The sequence below is a fragment of the Pseudomonas sp. R1-15 genome, from assembly GCF_051132085.1.
GTDB lineage: Bacteria > Pseudomonadota > Gammaproteobacteria > Pseudomonadales > Pseudomonadaceae > Aquipseudomonas.
In genome coordinates this window covers 5,765,291-5,785,295 of the sequence record NZ_CP071660.1, presented here as the reverse complement: position 1 = coordinate 5,785,295, position 20,005 = coordinate 5,765,291, and the positions used below count along the sequence as shown (strand labels likewise).

General features: G+C 61.4%; 20 protein-coding genes and 1 pseudogene. 13 read left to right on the top strand and 8 right to left on the bottom strand.

Annotation, left to right across the window (positions count from 1 at the left end):
• The first annotated feature begins 118 nt into the window (after positions 1 to 118).
• Together gcvT and gcvH are read left to right on the top strand one after the other, a co-directional pair.
• A complete protein-coding gene (gcvT, locus tag J3P97_RS26210) occupies positions 119 to 1,201 on the top strand; it encodes a glycine cleavage system aminomethyltransferase GcvT (RefSeq protein ID WP_305498035.1) in 1,083 nt (360 codons plus the stop codon).
• A 52-nt stretch (positions 1,202 to 1,253) separates the two neighbouring features.
• A complete protein-coding gene (gene gcvH, locus J3P97_RS26205) occupies positions 1,254 to 1,637 on the top strand; it encodes a glycine cleavage system protein GcvH (protein WP_434673084.1) in 384 nt (127 codons plus the stop codon).
• 170 nt (positions 1,638 to 1,807) lie between these two features.
• Here the strand turns inward: gcvH and J3P97_RS26200 are convergent, their stop codons facing one another.
• The 3 genes from J3P97_RS26200 to J3P97_RS26190 form a co-directional block, all read right to left on the bottom strand.
• A complete protein-coding gene (locus J3P97_RS26200) occupies positions 1,808 to 2,125 on the bottom strand; it encodes a DUF2388 domain-containing protein (protein ID WP_186633889.1) in 318 nt (105 codons plus the stop codon).
• An 89-nt stretch (positions 2,126 to 2,214) separates the two neighbouring features.
• Positions 2,215 to 3,999, bottom strand: coding sequence for a GspE/PulE family protein (locus tag J3P97_RS26195; RefSeq protein ID WP_305498037.1), 1,785 nt, complete (start codon positions 3,997 to 3,999; stop codon positions 2,215 to 2,217).
• A gap of 151 nt (positions 4,000 to 4,150) precedes the next feature.
• Entirely contained in the window at positions 4,151 to 4,489 is a 339-nt protein-coding gene (locus J3P97_RS26190) for a hypothetical protein (RefSeq protein ID WP_434673083.1), read from the bottom strand.
• A gap of 126 nt (positions 4,490 to 4,615) precedes the next feature.
• On the opposite strand from J3P97_RS26190, the gene J3P97_RS26185 reads away from it, so the two are divergent.
• Complete coding sequence (locus tag J3P97_RS26185) at positions 4,616 to 5,086, top strand: Lrp/AsnC family transcriptional regulator (protein WP_434571043.1); 471 nt, start codon at positions 4,616 to 4,618, stop codon at positions 5,084 to 5,086.
• A gap of 105 nt (positions 5,087 to 5,191) precedes the next feature.
• Here J3P97_RS26185 and J3P97_RS26180 read toward each other — a convergent pair whose 3' ends face one another.
• Positions 5,192 to 6,559 (bottom strand): inorganic triphosphatase, encoded by a 1,368-nt coding sequence (locus J3P97_RS26180; RefSeq protein WP_434571045.1) that lies wholly within the window; start codon positions 6,557 to 6,559, stop codon positions 5,192 to 5,194.
• 159 nt (positions 6,560 to 6,718) lie between these two features.
• On the opposite strand from J3P97_RS26180, the gene argE reads away from it, so the two are divergent.
• The 3 genes from argE (at position 6,719) to J3P97_RS26165 (ending at position 11,054) form a co-directional block, all read left to right on the top strand.
• Positions 6,719 to 7,876: an acetylornithine deacetylase gene (gene argE, locus J3P97_RS26175; RefSeq protein WP_434673082.1), complete on the top strand. Its 1,158-nt coding sequence runs from the start codon at positions 6,719 to 6,721 to the stop codon at positions 7,874 to 7,876.
• 132 nt (positions 7,877 to 8,008) lie between these two features.
• Positions 8,009 to 9,307, top strand: a complete 1,299-nt coding sequence (argA, locus tag J3P97_RS26170; protein WP_434673081.1) for an amino-acid N-acetyltransferase — start codon at positions 8,009 to 8,011, stop codon at positions 9,305 to 9,307.
• 418 nt (positions 9,308 to 9,725) lie between these two features.
• Entirely contained in the window at positions 9,726 to 11,054 is a 1,329-nt protein-coding gene (locus tag J3P97_RS26165; protein ID WP_434602188.1) for an OprD family outer membrane porin, read from the top strand.
• 119 nt (positions 11,055 to 11,173) lie between these two features.
• On the opposite strand, the pseudogene J3P97_RS26160 reads toward J3P97_RS26165, so the two are convergent.
• Positions 11,174 to 11,242: pseudogene (locus tag J3P97_RS26160) on the bottom strand (type VII toxin-antitoxin system HepT family RNase toxin); the annotation flags it as partial.
• Positions 11,232 to 11,627: a type VII toxin-antitoxin system MntA family adenylyltransferase antitoxin gene (mntA, locus tag J3P97_RS26155; protein ID WP_434673080.1), complete on the bottom strand. Its 396-nt coding sequence runs from the start codon at positions 11,625 to 11,627 to the stop codon at positions 11,232 to 11,234. The gene mntA and the pseudogene J3P97_RS26160, both read right to left, overlap by 11 nt.
• A gap of 335 nt (positions 11,628 to 11,962) precedes the next feature.
• Here mntA and J3P97_RS26150 point away from each other — a divergent pair, with 335 nt between their 5' ends.
• From J3P97_RS26150 to J3P97_RS26120, 7 genes are all read left to right on the top strand, one after another.
• On the top strand, positions 11,963 to 12,601 hold the full coding sequence (locus tag J3P97_RS26150) for a peroxiredoxin (RefSeq protein WP_003206652.1): 639 nt from the start codon (positions 11,963 to 11,965) through the stop codon (positions 12,599 to 12,601).
• Between the two features lie 310 nt (positions 12,602 to 12,911).
• On the top strand, positions 12,912 to 13,505 hold the full coding sequence (ssuE, locus tag J3P97_RS26145; protein WP_434673079.1) for an NADPH-dependent FMN reductase: 594 nt from the start codon (positions 12,912 to 12,914) through the stop codon (positions 13,503 to 13,505).
• A gap of 91 nt (positions 13,506 to 13,596) precedes the next feature.
• Entirely contained in the window at positions 13,597 to 14,562 is a 966-nt protein-coding gene (locus tag J3P97_RS26140; protein WP_434673078.1) for a sulfonate ABC transporter substrate-binding protein, read from the top strand.
• A gap of 24 nt (positions 14,563 to 14,586) precedes the next feature.
• The gene (gene ssuD, locus J3P97_RS26135; protein WP_434673077.1) at positions 14,587 to 15,735 is read left to right on the top strand and encodes an FMNH2-dependent alkanesulfonate monooxygenase; all 1,149 of its coding nucleotides are present in this window, start codon (positions 14,587 to 14,589) and stop codon (positions 15,733 to 15,735) included.
• A gap of 7 nt (positions 15,736 to 15,742) precedes the next feature.
• Positions 15,743 to 16,525, top strand: a complete 783-nt coding sequence (gene ssuC, locus J3P97_RS26130) for an aliphatic sulfonate ABC transporter permease SsuC (RefSeq protein WP_434673076.1) — start codon at positions 15,743 to 15,745, stop codon at positions 16,523 to 16,525.
• Positions 16,522 to 17,328 (top strand): aliphatic sulfonates ABC transporter ATP-binding protein, encoded by an 807-nt coding sequence (gene ssuB / locus J3P97_RS26125; protein ID WP_434673075.1) that lies wholly within the window; start codon positions 16,522 to 16,524, stop codon positions 17,326 to 17,328. Before ssuC ends, ssuB begins: the two co-directional genes overlap by 4 nt.
• A 24-nt stretch (positions 17,329 to 17,352) precedes the next feature.
• Positions 17,353 to 17,568, top strand: a complete 216-nt coding sequence (locus J3P97_RS26120) for a TOBE domain-containing protein (protein ID WP_003177394.1) — start codon at positions 17,353 to 17,355, stop codon at positions 17,566 to 17,568.
• A gap of 76 nt (positions 17,569 to 17,644) precedes the next feature.
• Here J3P97_RS26120 and J3P97_RS26115 read toward each other — a convergent pair whose 3' ends face one another.
• Together J3P97_RS26115 and J3P97_RS26110 are read right to left on the bottom strand one after the other, a co-directional pair.
• Entirely contained in the window at positions 17,645 to 18,277 is a 633-nt protein-coding gene (locus J3P97_RS26115) for a TetR/AcrR family transcriptional regulator (protein ID WP_434571059.1), read from the bottom strand.
• Positions 18,278 to 18,555: 278 nt separating this feature from the next.
• Positions 18,556 to 19,932 (bottom strand): glutamine synthetase family protein, encoded by a 1,377-nt coding sequence (locus J3P97_RS26110; protein ID WP_305498052.1) that lies wholly within the window; start codon positions 19,930 to 19,932, stop codon positions 18,556 to 18,558.
• Positions 19,933 to 20,005 lie beyond the last annotated feature (73 nt).

Here is a 20,005-nt window from a genome sequence, read left to right as displayed (position 1 = left end):
ATGCGCGGCATTCGGTGCGGTCCGTCCGTCGGACCGGGTAGCTGAGGGCGCTTTTTTTCAGGCGTTCGTGCTGTGCAGTACCCGTCCGCACCTTCGCCACGCCCGGAAGGAGAAACCCATGGGACAGCGTACGCCTCTGTATGACCTGCATCTCGCCCTTGGCGCGAAGATGGTCGATTTTGGCGGTTGGGATATGCCTTTGCACTACGGCTCGCAGGTCGAGGAACACCATCAGGTGCGCCGCGATTGCGGTGTGTTCGATGTGTCCCACATGACCGTGATCGACGTTGCCGGCCCCCAGGCCAAGGCCTGGCTGCAGCGCTTGCTGGCAAATGACGTCGATCGCCTCCAGGACACCGGCCGTGCGCTGTACAGCACGATGCTCAATGAGCGCGGTGGCATCGTCGATGACATGATCATCTACCGGGTCGAGTACGGTTACCGGCTGGTGTTCAATGCCTCGACCCGCGACCAGGACCTGGCCTGGATGCAGGCGCAGCTCGGTGAATATGATGTGCAACTGCACGAGCGTCCCGAACTGGCGATGCTGGCCATCCAGGGGCCGCAGGCCCGGCACAAGATTGCCGAACTGGTCACGCAATCACGCGGCCAATTGATCCAGCAGCTCAAGCCCTTCGAAGGCCGTGCCGACGGTGACTGGTTCATTGCCCGTACCGGCTACACCGGTGAAGATGGTTTGGAAATCGTCCTGCCGGCCCATGAAGCCCCGAGCTTTTTCAACGATCTGGTGGGCGCTGGCATTCCTCCCATCGGCCTTGGAGCTCGCGATACCTTGCGCCTGGAAGCGGGCATGAACCTCTATGGCCAGGACATTCACCAGGATGTTTCGCCGCTGGCCTCCAACATGGCCTGGAGCATCGCCTGGGAACCTGCGAGTCGCCAGTTCATCGGCCGCTCGGCGCTGGAAGCCGAACTGGCGGCTGGCGTGCAGCACAAACTGGTCGGGCTGGTACTTGAGGAACGCGGTGTTCTACGCGCTCATCAGGTGGTCCGTATCGCCAATGTTGGCGAAGGAGAGATCACCAGTGGTAGTTTTTCTCCTACGCTTAGCAAGTCGATTGCCCTGGCACGTGTCCCGATGGCTACCGCTGACCGTGCCGAGGTGGAAATTCGTGGCAAGTGGTACCCGGTACGGGTGGTCAAGCCGACCTTCGTCCGCCATGGCAAAACCCTGATCTAACCTTTTGCGGCGGGCCGCCGGCCGCTGACACTTTCTCTTGAGGACACAGAATATGAGTGATATCCCCGCCGAACTGCGTTTTGCCGAAAGCCACGAGTGGGCGCGCCTGGAAGCCGACGATACCGTCACCGTGGGCATCAGCGACCATGCGCAGGAAGCTTTGGGCGATGTGGTGTTTGTCGAGCTGACCGAGGTCGGTAAGGTTTTTGCTGCTGGTGATCAGGCTGGAGTGGTGGAGTCGGTCAAGGCCGCTTCCGACATCTACGCCCCCATTGCCGGCGAAGTGATTGCGATCAATGAAGAGTTGGGCGGCTCGCCGGAGTTGTTGAACTCCGATCCGTACGGCGCCTGGATCTTCAAGCTCAAGCCAAGCGACAAGGCCGAGTTGGACAAGTTGCTCGATGCTGCCGGCTATAAGGCTGCTATCGGCGAGTAACACTTGATACCTGTGGGAGCGAGCCTGCTCGCGAAGGCGATAAATCAGCAACATCGAGGTTGGCTGACACACCGCTTTCGCGAGCAGGCTCGCTCCCACGTTGGTTTGTGAGATGTCCGTCGGGCAAAAAAAATGCCGCTCAATCGAGCGGCATTTTTATCGGCCGGACATCATTCCTGGGCGATGGCGTTTTTCGCCAGGATCGCGTTGGCCAGTTCCATGTCGGTGGCTTGCAGGCCTGGGTTGTCGGCACGGACTTTCTGCATCGCGGCTTCCAGGTAGGGGCCACGGATGCCGCCGTCACTGGCGACGAAGCTGCCGGCGTCGTCCTGGGCGGCGACGATCAGCTTGTTGTCCTTGAAGGTCAGGTAGGTAGAACCGGTGGTCGCACCGGATGAGATGACGTTACGCCAAAACGTGTCGGCCATTGCCGAGCCAACAGGAAGAGAAAGCAAGGCCAGGGTCGCGACAGCAAGTTTGAGACGCATGATAGGTGACTCCACAGGGTTAACTATGACTTTGGATTGCCGCAGCCTCGATTCAGTTCCATGACCCGTCAGTCAGCCCTCGCCACAAGCTACTTCTGTTCACTCTGTGGCGTCACCCGCAGTACTTCTTCGACCGTGGTCAGGCCCGCCGCTACCTTTTGCGCGCCCGAGAGCCGCAGGCTGCGCATGCCTTCCTTGAAGGCCTGGCGGCGCACGGCGAGCAGGTCGGTGTCTGGGTGGATCAGGCCTTTGACGCTGTCGCTCAACTGCATGATCTCGTACACCCCGGCCCGCCCCCGGTAGCCGGTATCGCGGCATTCCGAGCAGCCGACAGCCTGCTGGGCGTTGGTCGGCAGCGGGGCCTGCCAGGGCCTCGTCAGGGTTTGCCAGTCGTCTTCATCCAGGGTGATGGGCGCCTTGCAATGCGGACACAACGTACGCACCAGGCGCTGGGCCATGACTCCGAGCACTGTGGCCTTGATCAGGTAATGCGGCACGCCGAGCTCCAGCAGGCGGCTGATGGCGCTCGGCGCGTCGTTGGTGTGCAGGGTCGAGAGGACGAGGTGTCCGGTGAGGGCTGCCTGGATCGCCATTTCGGCGGTTTCCAGGTCACGGATCTCGCCGATCATGATGATGTCCGGGTCCTGCCGCATCAACGCACGTACGCCCGCCGCGAAAGACAGCTCGATGTTGTGCTGGACCTGCATCTGGTTGAACGAGGCCTCGACCATCTCGATCGGATCTTCGATGGTGCAGAGGTTCACTTCCGGCGTCGCCAGTTTTTTCAACGTCGTGTAGAGCGTCGTGGTCTTGCCGGACCCGGTGGGGCCTGTGACCAGAATGATGCCGTTGGGCTGGCGGGTCATGTCCTGCCAGCGACGCAGGTCGTCGGCGGAGAAGCCCAGCTGGTCGAAATCCTTGAGCAATACTTCCGGATCGAAGATCCGCATCACCATTTTTTCGCCGAACGCGGTCGGCAAGGTCGACAAGCGCAACTCCACTTCGTTGCCGTCGGGAGTCTTGGTTTTGACGCGACCATCCTGGGGCTTGCGCTTTTCCGCGACGTTCATGCGCCCCAGGCTTTTCAGGCGACTGATGATCGCCATCGTCACCTGCGGCGGGAACTGATAGACGGTGTGCAGCACCCCGTCGATGCGAAAGCGTACGGTGCCCTGCTCCCGGCGCGGTTCGATGTGGATATCGCTGGCCCGCTGCTGGAAGGCGTACTGGAACAGCCAATCGACGATGTTGACGATATGCGCGTCGTTGGCGTCTGGCTCCTGGTCGCTGGCGCCGAGGTTGAGCAGTTGTTCGAAGTTGGTCAGGTTGCTCGGTTGCTGATCGACGGTGGTAGCGCCGCTGACGGATTTGGCCAGGCGATAGAATTCCACGCTCAGGCGCTGGATATCCACCGGGTTGGCGACCACCCGCCTGACCGGCAGCTTGAGCACGTGGGTCAGGTCGGCTTCCCAACTGCTGACGTAAGGCTGGGCACTGGCGACGGTGACGGCGTCACGGTCAACCGCCACCGCGAGAATCTTGTGACGTTGCGCAAAGGCATAGGACATCAGCGGCGTAACGGCCGCCACGTTGATCTTCAACGGGTCGATGCGCATGTAGGGCTGGTCGGCCTGCTGGGCCAGCCACAGCGTCAGGTTCTCAAGGTCCAGGCGCTTGCCGGGTCGGCTGAGGTCGTCCAGGTGCTGGTTGGCGATGAACTCCAGCGGGTGCAACTGGCTGTTGGCGTTATGCCGGCGCCGAGCGTTGAGCGCGGTTTCGGCTGAATCCTGGCTGATGAGGCCCTGGGCGACCAGTTGGCGGAGCAGATCGTTAAGGTCCAGCCAGCGGTCCTGAGTGGCGTGTTTGGTGGACATGGGCGTTCGGGTTCCTATTGGACAGTTGCAGCAAAGCCGCGATGCAGACGCTTCGGCGTCCCGGCTTGTTGTGCAAAAGAATAGTCCCGACCTTATGGACCGTTGGGCCACTACCCGACCAATGCGTTTCCAATTCTTGCCTGCGCCCCCCTCAACCGGCCGCCAGAACCCGTCCGGCCCGCGTGATATCGGCGTCCTGCAGGTCCACAGAGCACATGCTGATCAGGTTACGTAATTTTTCAGCAATGACCTGGGCACGGTGCCAGCTTAGCCCATCCAGGACAATGTCCAGCTTCAGCAGGTCGTCTTGACGCTCGACGTGGACCTGCTGTGGCGTCAGGCCCTGCAAGGCGAACAGATTCAATGCTCGACACAGCACGTCCGGCTCGGCTTCGGCCTGCATCTGATAATGCACGCGGCAATGGGCGTTGGCGGCGAGCCAGGCGTCGGCGCGGGTCGGGGCGGCGGATACGGTTGCGAGTGGATGCATGTTCGGTCTCCTGGAGGTCGGGAGAAATATTTACATGCGCCGGAGGGTATTTCTTACCTAAGATGAGCTATTTCGAACCTATGTTGAATAAACTGATTCGCATATCGGAAAACTACAGGTTTATTTATGCACAATGAGCTGGATAGCTTCGACCGCAGGATACTGGCGTTGCTGCAAGAGGATGCTTCGCTGTCCAGCGCGCAGATCGCCGAGCAGGTTGGCTTGTCCCAGTCGCCCTGTTGGCGTCGGATTCAGCGGATGAAGGAGGAGGGGATCATTCGGGGACAGGTGACGCTGCTGGACCGCAAGAAAATCGGCCTGAACACGCAGATCTTCGCCGAAATCAAGCTCAACGCCCACGGTCGCTCGAATTTCACCGAGTTCACCGAGGCGATCCGCGGGTTTCCCGAGGTGCTGGAGTGCTACGTGCTGATGGGGTCGGTGGATTTTCTGCTGCGCATCGTCACGGCGGACATCGAGGCGTATGAGCGATTCTTTTTCGAAAAGCTGTCGATGGTGCCGGGGATTCAGGAGGTGAACTCGATCGTGGCGCTGTCGGAGATCAAGTCGACGACGAGTTTGCCGGTGGTGCGCTAGTTGGATCCGAGGTGTATGTGCCGGCCCCTTCGCGAGCAGGCTCGCTCCCACATTGGGATCTCGACATGATCCAGTGTGGGAGCGAGCCTGCTCGCGAAGGCGGTATCACAGGCGCAGCAAAGTCTTCCAGGCCCGATTCTGGTAAACCGCAATCGCCTGTTGCTTGCGCGCATCCAGGAGCTCGTCGGTGATCGGTTCGTTGGCCAATTGCGCCAGCTTGTTCAATTCGCCGTAAAGCCGGTCCATCTCAGGAATTTCCAGCACCTGGCGGGCATGATGCAGCCAGGCCTGGATACGTTCGATGCGCGGCAGTTGCTCGGCCAGGTCTTCCGGCTGTTGCTGGTAGCGTTGCAGTTGCAGCGACGAAGCTTCTTCGCTGAGCAGGCGCGGCAGCCAGCTGCCCAGTTGCGCCGCGCCCTGGCGATTGCCGCGGGTGTTGCGGTCGGCGGTCCAGCTGCGGGCCAGCAACCAACGCGAAGCTTCAAGAGAGAAGAGGCCCCAGCGCGGGTCCTGCAGCTCTTCGAGGAATTGCTCCGGCGCCGCCTTGCGCACGTCTTCGTCGTCGAGGCCAGCCTGGACCAGGGGACGCCAGTCTTCCAGCAGCGCATCCAGGGCGACGCGCAGATCATGGGTCGATTGACGCGGCGCGGCCTGGCCGAGGCTGCTGAGCAACGCGCGCAGTTCGGCGAGGTTTTCCACCCAGTCCTGCAACAGGCGCCAGTGGCCGTTGAAACGATATTGCTCGGCCAGGCGCTGGCTGCTGCCCAGCAGATGCCAGCTCAATGCGCCAAAAGCATCGTCCAGCGGCGTTTCGGCCGTCAGTTGCGGAGCCGGCAGGCTCAGGGCGTAACTGCTCGCATCATGCAGGCGATAGCCACGTTCAGCCTTGCTGATGTCGCAAGGCATCAAGGGCAGGGTCGCGGCCAGTTCGGCGGCCAGTTCCAGCAGGGCGGCGGGTTCGCCTTCGCGCAGTTCCAGTTCCAGCTCGCAGATTTCTTCCTTCTGCTTGCCGACCACCACGTGGCCCAGGTCCAAGGCGGCCTCGATGACCACCTTGGCTTTGCCGCGGCCCCAGGCAATTTCGGCGCGCTCGCGGACGAAATCAGTGGTGAAGATCGCCTTGAGGGTTTTTTTGTCCAGGTCCGCCAGTGCCTCGGGCCAGCATTCGCCGTCGAGCTTCTTCAGGTCGAGCTTGGCCTTGGGCAGGTGCCAGTCGTATTCGTTGCGCTCGGACAGGCCGGCAACGCTCTGGCCGCGGGTCTTGAGGGTCTGGATGACTTCTTCGCCATCGCGACGCAGGCGCAGGGCGACCTTGGCCCGGGCGAGGTCACGTTCCGGCGTGTCGAAGTACTGGTTCATCAATTCGTGGCGTTCCCAGCCACTCTTGTTGCGTTTTTTCAACAGCGGATGCTCGCGCAAGGCTGCCAGGGTCTCGCGGCTGACGCGGAGTTTGATTTCGGTTTCTTTCTGCATGGCCGGAAAATCCAGGAATCGGGTGCGCAGCCGGGGGAAGATGTGGCTGCCAGGGTCGTGCAGTGTACAGGACTCGTCGGCCCTCCGCGCCGAACGGTTCCATCCTTGCTCTCGATGGTTCTATGATGGACCCCATTTTGTAAGCCCCGGGAGCCAGCGATGCCTTTGCCGTCCATGAAAGATCAGTTCGCTGCCCTGATCGCCGCGCCTTCGGTCAGTTGTACCCAGCCCAAGCTGGACCAGTCCAACAGCGCCGTGATCGAGCTGCTGGCAGGCTGGCTGTCGGAACTGGGATTCTCCTGTGATATCCAGCAGGTCAGCCCCGGCAAGTTCAACCTTCTCGCCAGCTTCGGCACGGGGCCCGGCGGGCTGGTGCTGGCCGGGCACAGCGACACGGTGCCGTTCGATGGCGCGTTGTGGCAGACCGACCCGCTCAAGCTCACCGAGGTCGGCGGGCGCTGGGTGGGCCTGGGCAGTTGTGACATGAAAGGTTTTTTCGCCCTGGCCATCGAAGCGGTGCGGCCGTTGCTGGACCAGCCGTTCAAGCAGCCGTTGCTGGTCCTCGCCACCTGCGATGAAGAAAGCTCCATGGCGGGCGCCCGTGCCCTGGCCGAGGCCGGGCGGCCGCTCGGACGCGCGGCGGTGATAGGCGAACCGACGGGGCTGAAGCCGATCCGCATGCACAAGGGCGTGATGATGGAGCGTATCGACATCCTCGGGCGCAGCGGCCATTCCTCCGACCCGAGCCTGGGCCGCAGCGCGCTCGAAGCGATGCACGACGCCATGGGCGAGCTGCGTGGCCTTCGCCTGCAATGGCAGCGTGAGTTCCGCAATCCACAGTTCACCGTGCCGCAGCCGACCCTCAATTTCGGCTGCATTCATGGCGGCGACAATCCCAACCGGATCTGCGGCCAATGCTCCATGGAGTTCGACCTGCGCCCACTGCCGGGCATGGATCCAGAGGTGCTGCGGGCGGCGATCCGGCAGAAGCTCGACCCCATCGCCGAACGCCACCAGGTGAAGATCGACTACGCACCGCTATTCCCCGAAGCGCCCCCGTTCGAGCAGGCCGAGGACGCCGAGCTGGTGCGGGTGGCCGAACGGCTCACCGGGCATCGTGCCGAAGCAGTGGCGTTCGGCACGGAAGCGCCTTATCTTCAGCGCCTCGGTTGCGAAACCCTGGTATTGGGGCCTGGCGATATCGCCTGCGCCCACCAGCCTGGCGAGTACCTTGAAATGTCACGTTTGCAGCCTACCGTGCAGCTGTTGCGACAGTTGATCGGCCATTACTGCCTGACACCGTCCAGCGCCGGTTAAATTGTCCGCTTGCGGACCCGTATTCATGAGGAGAGCGCGCGTGTCGCCAAGCCTGTTCCGACGATAACCACCAGCCCGCTGTGCGTTCCGCTTCGTCTTTTTTAGGCTGTTATTTATTACAGGCCCAGGTTCATGCCCGAATACGTCAATTGGCTTCGTCACGCTTCGCCCTATATCAACGCCCACCGCGATTGCACCTTCATCGTCATGCTGCCTGGCGACGGGGTGGAGCACCCCAACTTCGGCAACATCGTCCATGACCTGGTGTTGCTGCACAGCCTCGGCGTGCGGCTGGTGCTGGTGCATGGTTCGCGTCCGCAAATCGAGACCCGCCTCGCTGCCCGCGGCCTGACGCCGCACTATCACCATGGCATGCGCATCACCGATGCCGCGACCCTGGAGTGCGTAATCGAGGCGGTCGGTCAGTTGCGCATTGCCATCGAGGCGCGCCTGTCGATGGACATGGCTTCTTCGCCGATGCAAGGCTCGCGGTTGCGCGTGGCCAGCGGCAACCTGGTTACCGCGCGGCCGATCGGCGTGCTCGAAGGCGTGGACTATCACCACACCGGGGAAGTGCGTCGGGTCGACCGCAAGGGCATCAACCGGCTGTTGGATGAGCGCTCGATCGTTCTGCTGTCGCCGTTGGGCTATTCACCGACCGGGGAGATTTTCAACCTGGCGTGTGAAGACGTCGCGACCCGGGCGGCCATCGATCTGGCCGCCGACAAACTCCTGTTGTTCGGCGCCGAGCAGGGCCTGATCGGTGAGGATGGGCGGCTGGTTCGCGAGCTGCGTCCGCAACAGGTCCCGGCTCATATGCAACGTCTGGGCAGTGACTACCAGGCCGAGCTGCTCGATGCGGCGGCGCAGGCCTGCCGGGGCGGCGTGGCGCGCAGCCACATCGTCAGCTATGCCGAGGACGGTGCGCTGCTGGCCGAACTGTTCACCCGCGATGGCAGCGGCACGCTCGTGGCCCAAGAACAATTCGAGGTGGTGCGCGAAGCCGCCATCGAGGATGTCGGCGGCTTGCTGGACCTGATCAGTCCTCTGGAGGAGCAGGGCATTCTGGTACGGCGTTCCCGCGAGGTGCTGGAGCGCGAGATCGAGCAGTTCAGCGTGGTCGAGCGCGAAGGCATGATCATCGCGTGCGCGGCGCTGTACCAGATCGCCGATTCGGATGCCGGGGAACTCGCCTGCCTGGCCGTGAATCCGGAATACCGCCACGGTGGCCGGGGCGATGAGTTGCTGGAGCGGATCGAAACCCGGGCCCGCGCCCAAGGGCTCAAGACCCTGTTCGTGCTGACGACCCGGACCGCACACTGGTTCCGCGAGCGCGGCTTCGAGCCCAGCAGTGTCGACCGCCTGCCGGCGGCGCGGGCTTCGTTGTACAACTATCAGCGTAATTCGAAAATCTTCGAAAAATCGCTGTAAATAACCCGCCTATCCCGTCACGCTGCCGCGACTTTCTTGATTTCAGACCATCAGCGACTAGTCTGGAGAGCCTCAAGATCGCGGCATGCGCACGCATTGGCATGTCGCGCGCGAGGCCCGACGAAACACCATTCAGGAATCCACGGCGTCGCCGATAAGCCGAGTCAGGGCTTGATGACGCTTTGATGGCAAGCATATGTCGAAACGAGCTGAAAACTGGTGAAACAATTCTTTTTGGATTTATAAAGAATCCTTTATTCTTCCGGCCGGTGTCGCGGGGTTAGACCATGGTCGTAGTCCGAAAGGGTTACGGTTGACTTGCCAGTCACGGTCTGGCGCTAATCGCGCATCCGCGGATTCCGGGCGTTCGAACCGGAACCAAAGACACACAAGAATTAGAAAACGAGAGGAGCGATACATGAAGAAGTCCACCTTGGCCCTGGCTGTGGCCGTTGGGGTAATGGCGCAGCAGGCAGGCGCCGCCGGTTTCATCGAGGACAGCAAGGCGTCCGTCAGTTCTCGCACCATGTACTTTGACAACGACAACCGTGAAGGCGCTGAAGACCAGCGTGAAGCGGCGACCGGCCTGAAGTTCGACTACAAGTCCGGCTTCACTCAAGGTGTCGTTGGTTTTGGTATCGACGCCCAGGCGATGGTTGGTCTTCACCTTGATGGTGGTAAAGGTCAGCGTCCAGACGCCAATAACTCCTTCTCGCCAAGTGACTCCGACGGGTCCGCGGAGCACAGCTGGAGCCGTGGGTCGGCCAACGTAAAGGCGCTTTTCTCCAAGACCGAGGCCCACCTGGGTGGTGCTCTGCAGCCTAACCTGCCGATCCTGGTCGCCAACGATGGCCGTCTGCTGCCGCAAACCTTCGAAGGTGGCACTATCACCTCCAAGGACCTGGACAACGTGACGTTCAACGCCGGTCAACTGGAGCGCGCCGTAGGCCGTGCCGGTACCAACAGCACGGGCTTGGCAGTGGCAGGTGGTACCGAGGACAGCAACCAGTTCCGTTACGCCGGTGCTGACTGGAAAGTCACCAAAGACCTGACCCTGCAGTACTACTACGCCAACCTGCAGGATTACTACAAGCAGCACTTCCTGGGTGCGGTACACGTTTTCCCGATCAGCGAAGGCCAGTCGTTCAAGACTGACCTGCGTTACTTCGACAGCAGCTCGGATGGCCGTAACGGCGACCCAGGCTATCGCTTCAACAACAACGGCGGTTATGCCAAGAACCCGGGCGAGGTCGATAACAAGACCTGGAGCGCCATGTTCACCTACACCCTGGGTGGCAGCGCGTTCCTGTTGGGTCACCAGCAAGTTGGCGACGATGGTGGCTTCGTCTACATGAACCAGGGCAACCTGCTCAATGACAGCGGCCGCAACGAAGGCGCCGGTGGATCGAGCTTCTACCTGTTCACCGACAGCATGATCCATCAGTTCGTCCGTGCGGGTGAGAACACCACCTTTGGTCAGTACTCGTACGACTTCACCGGCCTGGGCGTCCCTGGCCTGAAGGCAGCGATTGCCTACCTGCACGGTGACGACATCAAGTCTGCTACCGGCGGAAGCGAAACCTCCGAGTGGGAACGCGACATGCGCCTGGACTACGTCGTCCAGCAAGGCCCGCTCAAGGGCTTCGGCACTACCCTGCGTCATGGCTCCTACCGTGGCAGCAGCACCGGTATCGCCGACCAGGATCAGACCCGCCTGATCTTCAACTACACTTACAACTTCATGTAAGACGTAGCGAAGTAAAAAAGCCCCGCCCGGCAGCACGCCGGGCGGGGCTTTTGTGTTTCGGGGCGGGGATCCTTCTCGCGCTTGCGGCGCTTATCGCACCGACTCCGCCGCGTCTCCTATTCTTCCCGCACCCTGGCGACGCAACGCTCGATACTTGCTGCCTTGTTGATCAAAACATCATCGGCCATACACGCTGCCTTCTTCCTGAATATCCTTGAGCAAATCTGCCCGAGCCTCATCCAGAGCGGTTTTTTCGCTGAGAATGAAACATTCATACAAACCCGCCTGTACGTCTCTGGCCCAGAGCCGCTGGCCTCGGGTCACGATCTGGTATTGCATGACGGTCGTTGCCGCGCGTAGATCGATCAGGTCCACCGGACTGCCAGCGATATCCGCCAACTCTCCTGAGAGCTGCCACAGCGAAACAGGGTCGACCTCGCCGGACACGAGCACCGCCAGATCGACGTCGCTATCAGGTCCCGCGGTGCCCTGTGCATGACTACCGAACAGGTAAACCGCCAGCAGCCCAGGGAGATGGTGATGCAGATAAGACAACAAGGCTTGAGTGTTCATGCTGCCTATCCTAGCCGCTCATTCTGAAATCGCCGCAATAATTTGCGGAGTGCAAATGCAGAACAAAAAAAAGCCCCACCCGGCAGCACGCCGGGCGGGGCTTTTGCGTTTTGGGTCCGGCCCACCCCTGTAGCCTTCCCCGAACCTTCTCCTCTTTTCAGCAACTCGAGGCCTTCTCGAAACCTCGGCGATGATCTTGGTCTGCTATACCCCAAGGCGCCAGTGAACACTTTTTTATATTCAATCAAGATCTAAACAAATGGGTATTCATTCTTTTTCAAGCAATGAAAAGCGGTGCACAGTTGGGCCACAACTACTTAACCAGGAGCTGCACCATGAGCCTCAGACTCGGCGACATCGCCCCCGATTTCGAACAGGATTCCAGCGCCGGCAAGATTCGCTTCCATGAATGGCTCGGTGATAGCTGGGGCGTGTTGTTCTCCCATCCAGCGGATTTCACCCCGGTGTGCACCACCGAGTTGGGCCTTACCGCCAAGCTCAAGGATGAATTCGCCAAGCGCGGCGTCAAGGCCATTGCCCTTTCGGTAGACCCGGTGGACTCGCATCACAAGTGGATCGAGGACATCAACGAAACCCAGAATGCCGTGGTCAATTTTCCGATCCTGGCCGACGCCGACCGCAAGGTGTCCGACCTCTACGACCTGATCCACCCCAACGCCAGCGACACGTTGACCGTGCGTTCCCTGTTCGTGATTGACCCGAACAAGAAGATCCGCCTGACCATCACCTACCCGGCGAGCACCGGACGCAACTTCAATGAAATCCTGCGGGTGATCGATTCCTTGCAGCTGACCGACAACTACAAGGTCGCCACGCCGGCCAACTGGCAGGATGGCGATGAAGTGGTGATCGTGCCGTCGCTCAAGGATGAGGAGGAACTCAAGCAGCGCTTTCCCAAAGGCTATCGCGCCGTCAAACCATACCTGCGCCTGACTCCGCAGCCCAATCGCTGAGGCAAAACCAGAACCAGAACCTGTGGGCGAGCCTGCTCGCGAAGGCGGTCGATCAGCCAGTATTGAGGTCGAGTGACACACCGCTATCGCGAGCAGGCTCGCTCCCACAGTTGATCTTCTGTGCACCAAGGGTTTTGGCCGTTTCGACGGCCTTTTTTTATTGCCTCAAGGAAAGCTGACCGTATATCTCTAAAATGCATAACCAAATGAACAAATATGATTTAAAGATATATAAATGCCCTGTTATGGTTTGCTCCATACAGCGAGATCGCCCACCGCGAATCGCACGTGAATTCAAGGAATGGTTGGCATGTTGGTTGTCTCGCTCGGCGGCAGTCCCAGCCAGCGCTCCCGATCAGGAGTGCTGCTGGAGCGCTCGCAACAGTGGTTGCAGCAGCAAGGTGTGGAAGTGGTGAGCTATCAGGTGCGTGATTTTCCCGCCGAGGATCTGCTCCATGCCCGCTTCGATAGCCCCAAGGTACTGGACCTGCTGGCCCAGATCGAAAACGCCGACGGCCTGGTGATCGCTACGCCCGTCTACAAGGCGTCTTTCTCCGGCGCGTTGAAAACGGTACTGGACCTGCTGCCCGAACGCGCGCTGGCCCATAAGGTAGTGTTGCCCATGGCGACAGGCGGCAGCATCGCCCACATGCTGGCGGTGGACTACGCCCTGAAGCCGGTGTTGTCGGCGCTCAAGGCCCAGGAAATGCTGCATGGGATTTTCGCCGAGGACAACCAGATCGCTTACGGCGAAGGCAGCGCCCAGGCGCAATTGGCGCCGGCCCTGCAGCAGCGTCTGGACGAGGCGCTTGGACAGTTCTACAGCGCCATGGCCCGGCGGCCCAAGCCGCTGGATCCCAGCGTATTGAACGAACGTCTGTTGAGTGCTCGCTGGAGCATCTGACTCGTTACATCGCTGATTCAACTCCACCTTACTCAGCCGTCAACGGCCAAGCAGGTGCAGCCAAAACCCCACAGCAAAAAGGAGAGGCGCCATGCGCACTGTCATTTTGCGTCACGGGCTGGTCGCTCTGTTTGCTGCGGCTGTGTCCTTCGGCGCCATCACCCAGGCTCAGGCCGAAACCTTGCGGATCGGCTATCAGAAGTACGGCACGCTGGTGCTGCTCAAGGCCAAGGGCACCTTGGAAAAACGCCTCGCCGCCCAAGGCGTCGACGTGCAATGGACCGAATTTCCCGGCGGCCCGCAGCTGCTGGAAGGCCTGAACGTAGGCTCGATCGATTTTGGCGTGACTGGCGAAACCCCGCCGGTGTTTGCCCAAGCGGCAGGCGCGGATTTGCTTTATGTCGCCTACGAGCCACCGGCGCCGAACAGCGAGGCGATCCTGGTGCCCAAGGGCTCGCCGATCCAGTCGGTGCAGGAGCTCAAGGGCAAAAAAGTCGCGCTGAACAAAGGCTCTAACGTTCACTACCTGCTGGTACGCGCGCTGGAAGATGCCGGCCTGAAATATTCCGACATCCAGACGGTTTTCCTGCCGCCGGCGGATGCCCGTGCCGCGTTCGAGCGCGGCAGCGTGGACGCCTGGGTAATCTGGGACCCGTACCAGGCAGCCGCCGAACAACAGTTGCAGGCACGCACCCTGCGTGACGGCAAGGGCATTGTCGACAACCACCAGTTCTATCTGGCGACCAAACCTTACGCGCAAAAAAATCCCCAGGTCATCACGACGTTGGTGGAAGAGGTGCGTGCAGTTGGGGAGTGGTCCAAGGCCAACCCTGAAGACGTGACCCGACAGGTCTCGCCGCTGCTCGGCCTGCCGGCGGATATCACCCTGACGTCGGTGAAACGCCAGGGCTATGGGGCTCTGTTCCTGACGCCGGAGGTGGTCGCGGCGCAGCAGAAAATCGCCGACAGCTTCTATCAGCTCAAATTGATTCCCAAGCCCTTGAGCATCAAGGACGTGATCTGGACGCCGCCGGCGGCCGTTGCGAACGCGCAGTAATTCGATCCCTTAGGAGACCACTCCATGAGCCTCAATATTTTCTGGTTCCTGCCCACCCACGGCGACGGCCATTACCTTGGCACCGCTGAAGGCGCCCGCGCCGTCGATCATGGTTACCTGCAACAGATTGCCCAGGCTGCCGATCGGCTGGGTTTTGGCGGGGTGTTGATTCCTACCGGGCGTTCCTGCGAAGACTCCTGGCTGGTAGCCGCTTCGTTGATTCCGGTGACCCAGCGCCTGAAGTTCCTGGTTGCCCTGCGCCCCGGGATCATTTCCCCGACGGTGGCGGCGCGTCAGGCCGCGACGCTGGATCGGCTGTCCGGCGGGCGGGCGCTGTTCAACCTGGTGACGGGTGGCGATCCGGACGAGCTGGCCGGTGACGGGCTGTTTCTGGACCACGAGCAACGCTACCAGGCATCGGTGGAATTCACCCGGATCTGGCGTCGGGTGCTGGAAGGCGAGACGGTTGATTACGACGGTGAACACATCAGTGTGAAGGGCGCCAAGCTGCTCTATCCGCCGATCCAGCAACCGCGTCCGGCATTGTATTTCGGCGGCTCGTCGGAAGCCGCCCAGGATCTCGCCGCCGAGCAGGTGGAAATGGTCCTGACCTGGGGCGAACCACCCGCCGCCGTCGCGGAAAAAATCGCCCAGGTACGGGCCAAGGCCGAGAAGCTTGGGCGCACCGTGCGTTTCGGCATTCGCCTGCATGTGATCGTGCGGGAAACCAACGCCGAAGCCTGGCAAGCGGCCGACCGCTTGATCTCCCATCTGGACGACGAAACCATCGCCCGTGCCCAGGCGTCCCTGGCGCGCTTCGACTCGGTGGGCCAGCAACGCATGGCCGCGCTGCACGGCGGTCGCCGCGACAAGTTGGAAGTCAGTCCCAACCTGTGGGCCGGGGTCGGCCTGGTGCGTGGCGGTGCCGGGACGGCGCTGGTGGGCGATGGCCCGACCGTGGCTGAGCGGGTCAAGGAATACGCCGACCTGGGTATCGACACGTTCATTTTCTCGGGTTATCCACATCTGGAAGAATCCTATCGGGTGGCGGAACTGCTGTTCCCGCACCTCGATGTGGAGCGCCCGGAACTGCCGAAAAGCCAGGGTTATGTGAGCCCGTTCGGTGAAATGGTGGCCAACGATATCCTGCCCAAAGCTGCTTCACAGAGCTGAGGCGGCCATGAAAAAACTTATCCACAACCTCGCGCCGTGGGCGGTGCCGCTGCTGTTGTTGGCGGTGTGGCAATTGTCGGTATCGGCCGGCTGGTTATCCACGCGGATCCTGCCGGCGCCGGTGGCGGTGATCGAGGCCGGGGTGAACCTGGTGCGCAGCGGTGAGATCTGGACGCACCTGGCTATCAGCGGTTGGCGCGCGGCGGTCGGCTTCCTGATTGGCGGCAGCATCGGTCTGGCCCTGGGTTTTATCACCGGCCTGTCGAAATGGGGTGAGCGGCTGCTGGACAGCTCCGTGCAGATGGTGCGTAACGTGCCTCACCTGGCGCTGATTCCACTGGTGATCCTCTGGTTCGGTATCGACGAGTCGGCGAAGATTTTCCTGGTGGCGCTGGGCACGCTGTTTCCGATCTACCTCAACACCTACCACGGGATTCGCAATGTCGACCCGGCGCTGGTGGAGATGTCCCGCAGCTACGGTTTATCCGGCTTCAGCCTATTTCGCCAGGTGATCCTGCCGGGCGCCTTGCCTTCGATCCTGGTGGGCGTGCGTTTTGCCCTGGGTTTCATGTGGTTGACGCTGATCGTCGCGGAAACCATCTCGGCCAGCTCCGGTATCGGTTATCTGGCGATGAATGCCCGGGAATTCCTGCAGACCGACGTGGTGGTGCTGGCGATTCTGCTGTACGCCGTGCTCGGCAAACTGGCCGACCTTGCTGCTCGCGGGCTTGAACGCGTCTGGCTGCGCTGGCATCCGGCCTATCAGGTGAACAAGGGAGGTGTCGCATGACCGCCCAACAACCGCCGCGCCTGCTGCGAGGTATCCCGCTGGCGGTGCGCGATCTGCAGAAAACCTTTGGTTCGCGCCAGGTGTTGCGTGACATCGACTTGCATATCCCGGCCGGGCAGTTCGTCGCCGTGGTCGGCCGCAGCGGCTGCGGCAAAAGTACCTTGCTGCGCTTGCTGGCCGGTCTCGATCAGCCGTCGGGCGGTGAGTTGCTGGCCGGTTCGGCATCGCTGAGCGCTGCACGGGAAGACACACGCCTGATGTTTCAGGAGGCGCGTTTGCTGCCCTGGAAAAAAGTCATCGACAACGTCGGCCTTGGCCTCAAGGGCGACTGGCGACCACAAGCGTTGCAGGCGCTGGATGCCGTGGGCCTGGCTGATCGTGCACACGAGTGGCCAGCGGCGTTGTCCGGCGGACAGAAACAGCGGGTGGCCCTGGCCCGGGCGCTGATTCATCAACCGCGCCTGCTGTTGCTGGACGAACCTCTGGGTGCGCTCGATGCGCTGACCCGGATCGAAATGCAGCAACTGATCGAGCGTCTCTGGCAGCAACACGGCTTCACCGTGCTGTTGGTGACCCACGACGTCAGCGAAGCGGTGGCGATCGCCGACCGGGTGATCCTGATCGAAGACGGCCAGATCGGCCTCGACCTGGCCATCGACTTGCCGCGCCCGCGTGCTCGCGGCTCGCATCGCCTGGCGAGCCTGGAAACCGAAGTCCTCAACCGCGTGCTGTCCTTGCCCGGCCAACCGCCGGAACCCGAACCCGTTTCACCCTTGCCCACGCAACTGCGTTGGGCGCAATAACTTCATCCAGACAGGAACGACATCATGACTATCAAAGCCATCAACGTACGCAACCAGTTCAAAGGCACCATCAAGGAAATCGTCGAAGGCGACGTGCTGTCGGAAATCGACGTGCAGACCGCCTCGGGCATCGTCACCTCGGTCATCACCACCCGCTCGGTCAAGGAGCTGGAACTGGCAATTGGCAGCGAAGTGATTGCCTTCGTCAAATCCACCGAGGTGTCTATCGCCAAGTTGTGAACGATGCTTGACCTGCAGCCCCGGATGGCTGAGCCCTTCGGGGCTTTTTCGTTCCCACGCTCTGCGTGGGAACGATTCAATCAGAGCGCTTGGGCAGAAACGGAGGGAGATAGAGCCCCAGATACGCATCGAACACGCGCATGCCTTCCTCGGCCATGCGCGGGGTGATCTGGCCGTGCTGGTGTACCGAGCGGGCGTAGACGCGGTCGCCCAGTTCCATGGCCAAGGCGAACACGTCGACATCGGCAGGCAAGGGCGGCAGTTGGAAATGGCGGGCGAAGACGGTGTGCATCAGCTCGCTCAGTTCCAGGTCATGCTGGCGGTCGGCCTGGGTGACTTCAGTCAGGCCATGCTGGGCCAGGATCAGTTGGCGAGCGGCGGCGTCCTCGCTGTAGATCACCAGCATCCGTTGTTCCACCAGCCGCGACAGATCGTGCCAATGGTTCAGCGCTGCATGATCGATCGGTGTTTGTAGGCAGGCACGAAAGGCTGCATGGACGTCGGCGGTCAGGGCTTCGAGCAGGGCCGGGACGCTGGCGAAGAAGTGATAGACGGAGGAGGGCGGGATCCCGGCGCGCTCGGCGACGCTGTAGATCGACAGGCTGGCCACGCCTTCGGCGGCGAGCAGCGTGCGGGCGGCATCGAGGATCGAGTCGATCCGGGCCTGGCTGCGGGCGCGGGGTTTGCGAGGGGTGGCGGTGCGTGTCATGGAGCTCTCCTGCGGGGCTGCCGGGCATTGTACGCAGACCGGGAGGCTGGTCCATAACTGCACTCGTGAGGTGACGAGCTTTTGTGGCGAGGGAGCTTGCTCCCGCTGGGGTGCGGAGCAGCCCTCAAATCAGCCACTGCAACGATGCAGGTTTACCGCTTCAGTATCTTGGGGCCGCTACGCAGCCCAGCGGGAGCAAGCTCCCTCGCCACGGGAACGACGAAAACAAAAACGCCGCAGCCCTGGCGGCCTGCGGCGTTCCTTTCTACTGCAACCGCTTAAACGGTATGCAGGTACCAGTTGTACTCAAGGTCGGAGATGGAGTGTTCAAACTCTTCCAGCTCGCTTTCCTTGCAGGCCACGAAGATATCGATGTACTTGGGATCGATGTACTTGGCCATGACTTCGCTGTCGTCCAGTTCGCGCAGGGCATCGCGCAAGTTGTTCGGCAGGCTTTGCTCGTTCTGCTCGTAGCTGTTGCCTTCGACCGGCGCGCCGGGCTCGATCTTGTTGGTCAGGCCATGGTGCACGCCCGCCAGGACCGCCGCCATCAACAGGTACGGGTTGGCATCGGCGCCGGCGACACGGTGTTCCAGGCGTACGGCATCGGCGGAGCCGGTCGGTACGCGCAAGGCCACGGTGCGGTTGTCCAGGCCCCAGGTCGGCGAGTTCGGCACGTAGAACTGTGCGCCGAAACGACGGTAGGAGTTGACGTTCGGGCAGAGGAACGCCATCTGCGCGGGCAGGGTCTCGAGCACACCGCCGATCGCGTGACGCAGCGCGGCGTTCTGCTCGGGATCCTCGCTGGCAAAGATATTCTTGCCTTCTTTGTCCAGGATCGAGATATGGACGTGCAGACCGTTGCCCGCCTGGCCTGGATACGGCTTGGCCATGAAGGTGGTGTCCATTTCATGGTCGTAGGCGATGTTCTTGATCAGCCGCTTGAGCAGTACCGCGTAGTCACAAGCCTTGATCGGGTCGGCCACGTGGTGCAGGTTCACTTCGAACTGCGCCGGGGCACTTTCCTTGACGATGGCGTCGGCGGGAATGCCTTGCTCCTTGGCCCCTTCCAGGATGTCCTGGAGGCAGTCGACGTATTCGTCGAGGTCATCGATCAGGTAGACCTGTGTCGAGTGCGGGCGTTTGCCGGAGATTGGCGAGCGGGGCGGTTGTGGACGGCCGTTCACGTTCTCCTGGTCGATCAGGTAGAACTCCAGCTCGAATGCCGCGCAGATGGTCAGGCCCAGTTCATCGAACTTGGTCACGACCTGGCGCAGGACTTCGCGAGGGTCGGCGAAGAACGGATCGCCTTCAAGCTCGTGCATGGTCATCAGCAGTTGCGCGGTGGGGCGCTTCTGCCAGGGTTCGTTGCTCAGAGTGCCGGGGATTGGATAGCAGATGCGGTCGGCATCGCCGATGTCCAGGCCCAGGCCGGTGCTTTCCACCGTCGAGCCATTGATATCCAGGGCAAATAGAGAGGCCGGCAGGTTGATGCCTTTCTCGTAAACCTTGTGGAGGCTGGTGCGTTCGATGCGCTTGCCGCGCACCACACCATTCATATCCGCAATCAGAAGGTCAACGTACAGAACCTCAGGATGTTCCTTAAGGAACGCGTTCGCTTCGTTAAGCTGAACGGCACGCGGGGGTACCGACATGATGCAACACCTTTGTTGTTAAAAATATCAATCATTGATCTCTTCGAAAGCCAGTCAACCCGAACGGCATGCC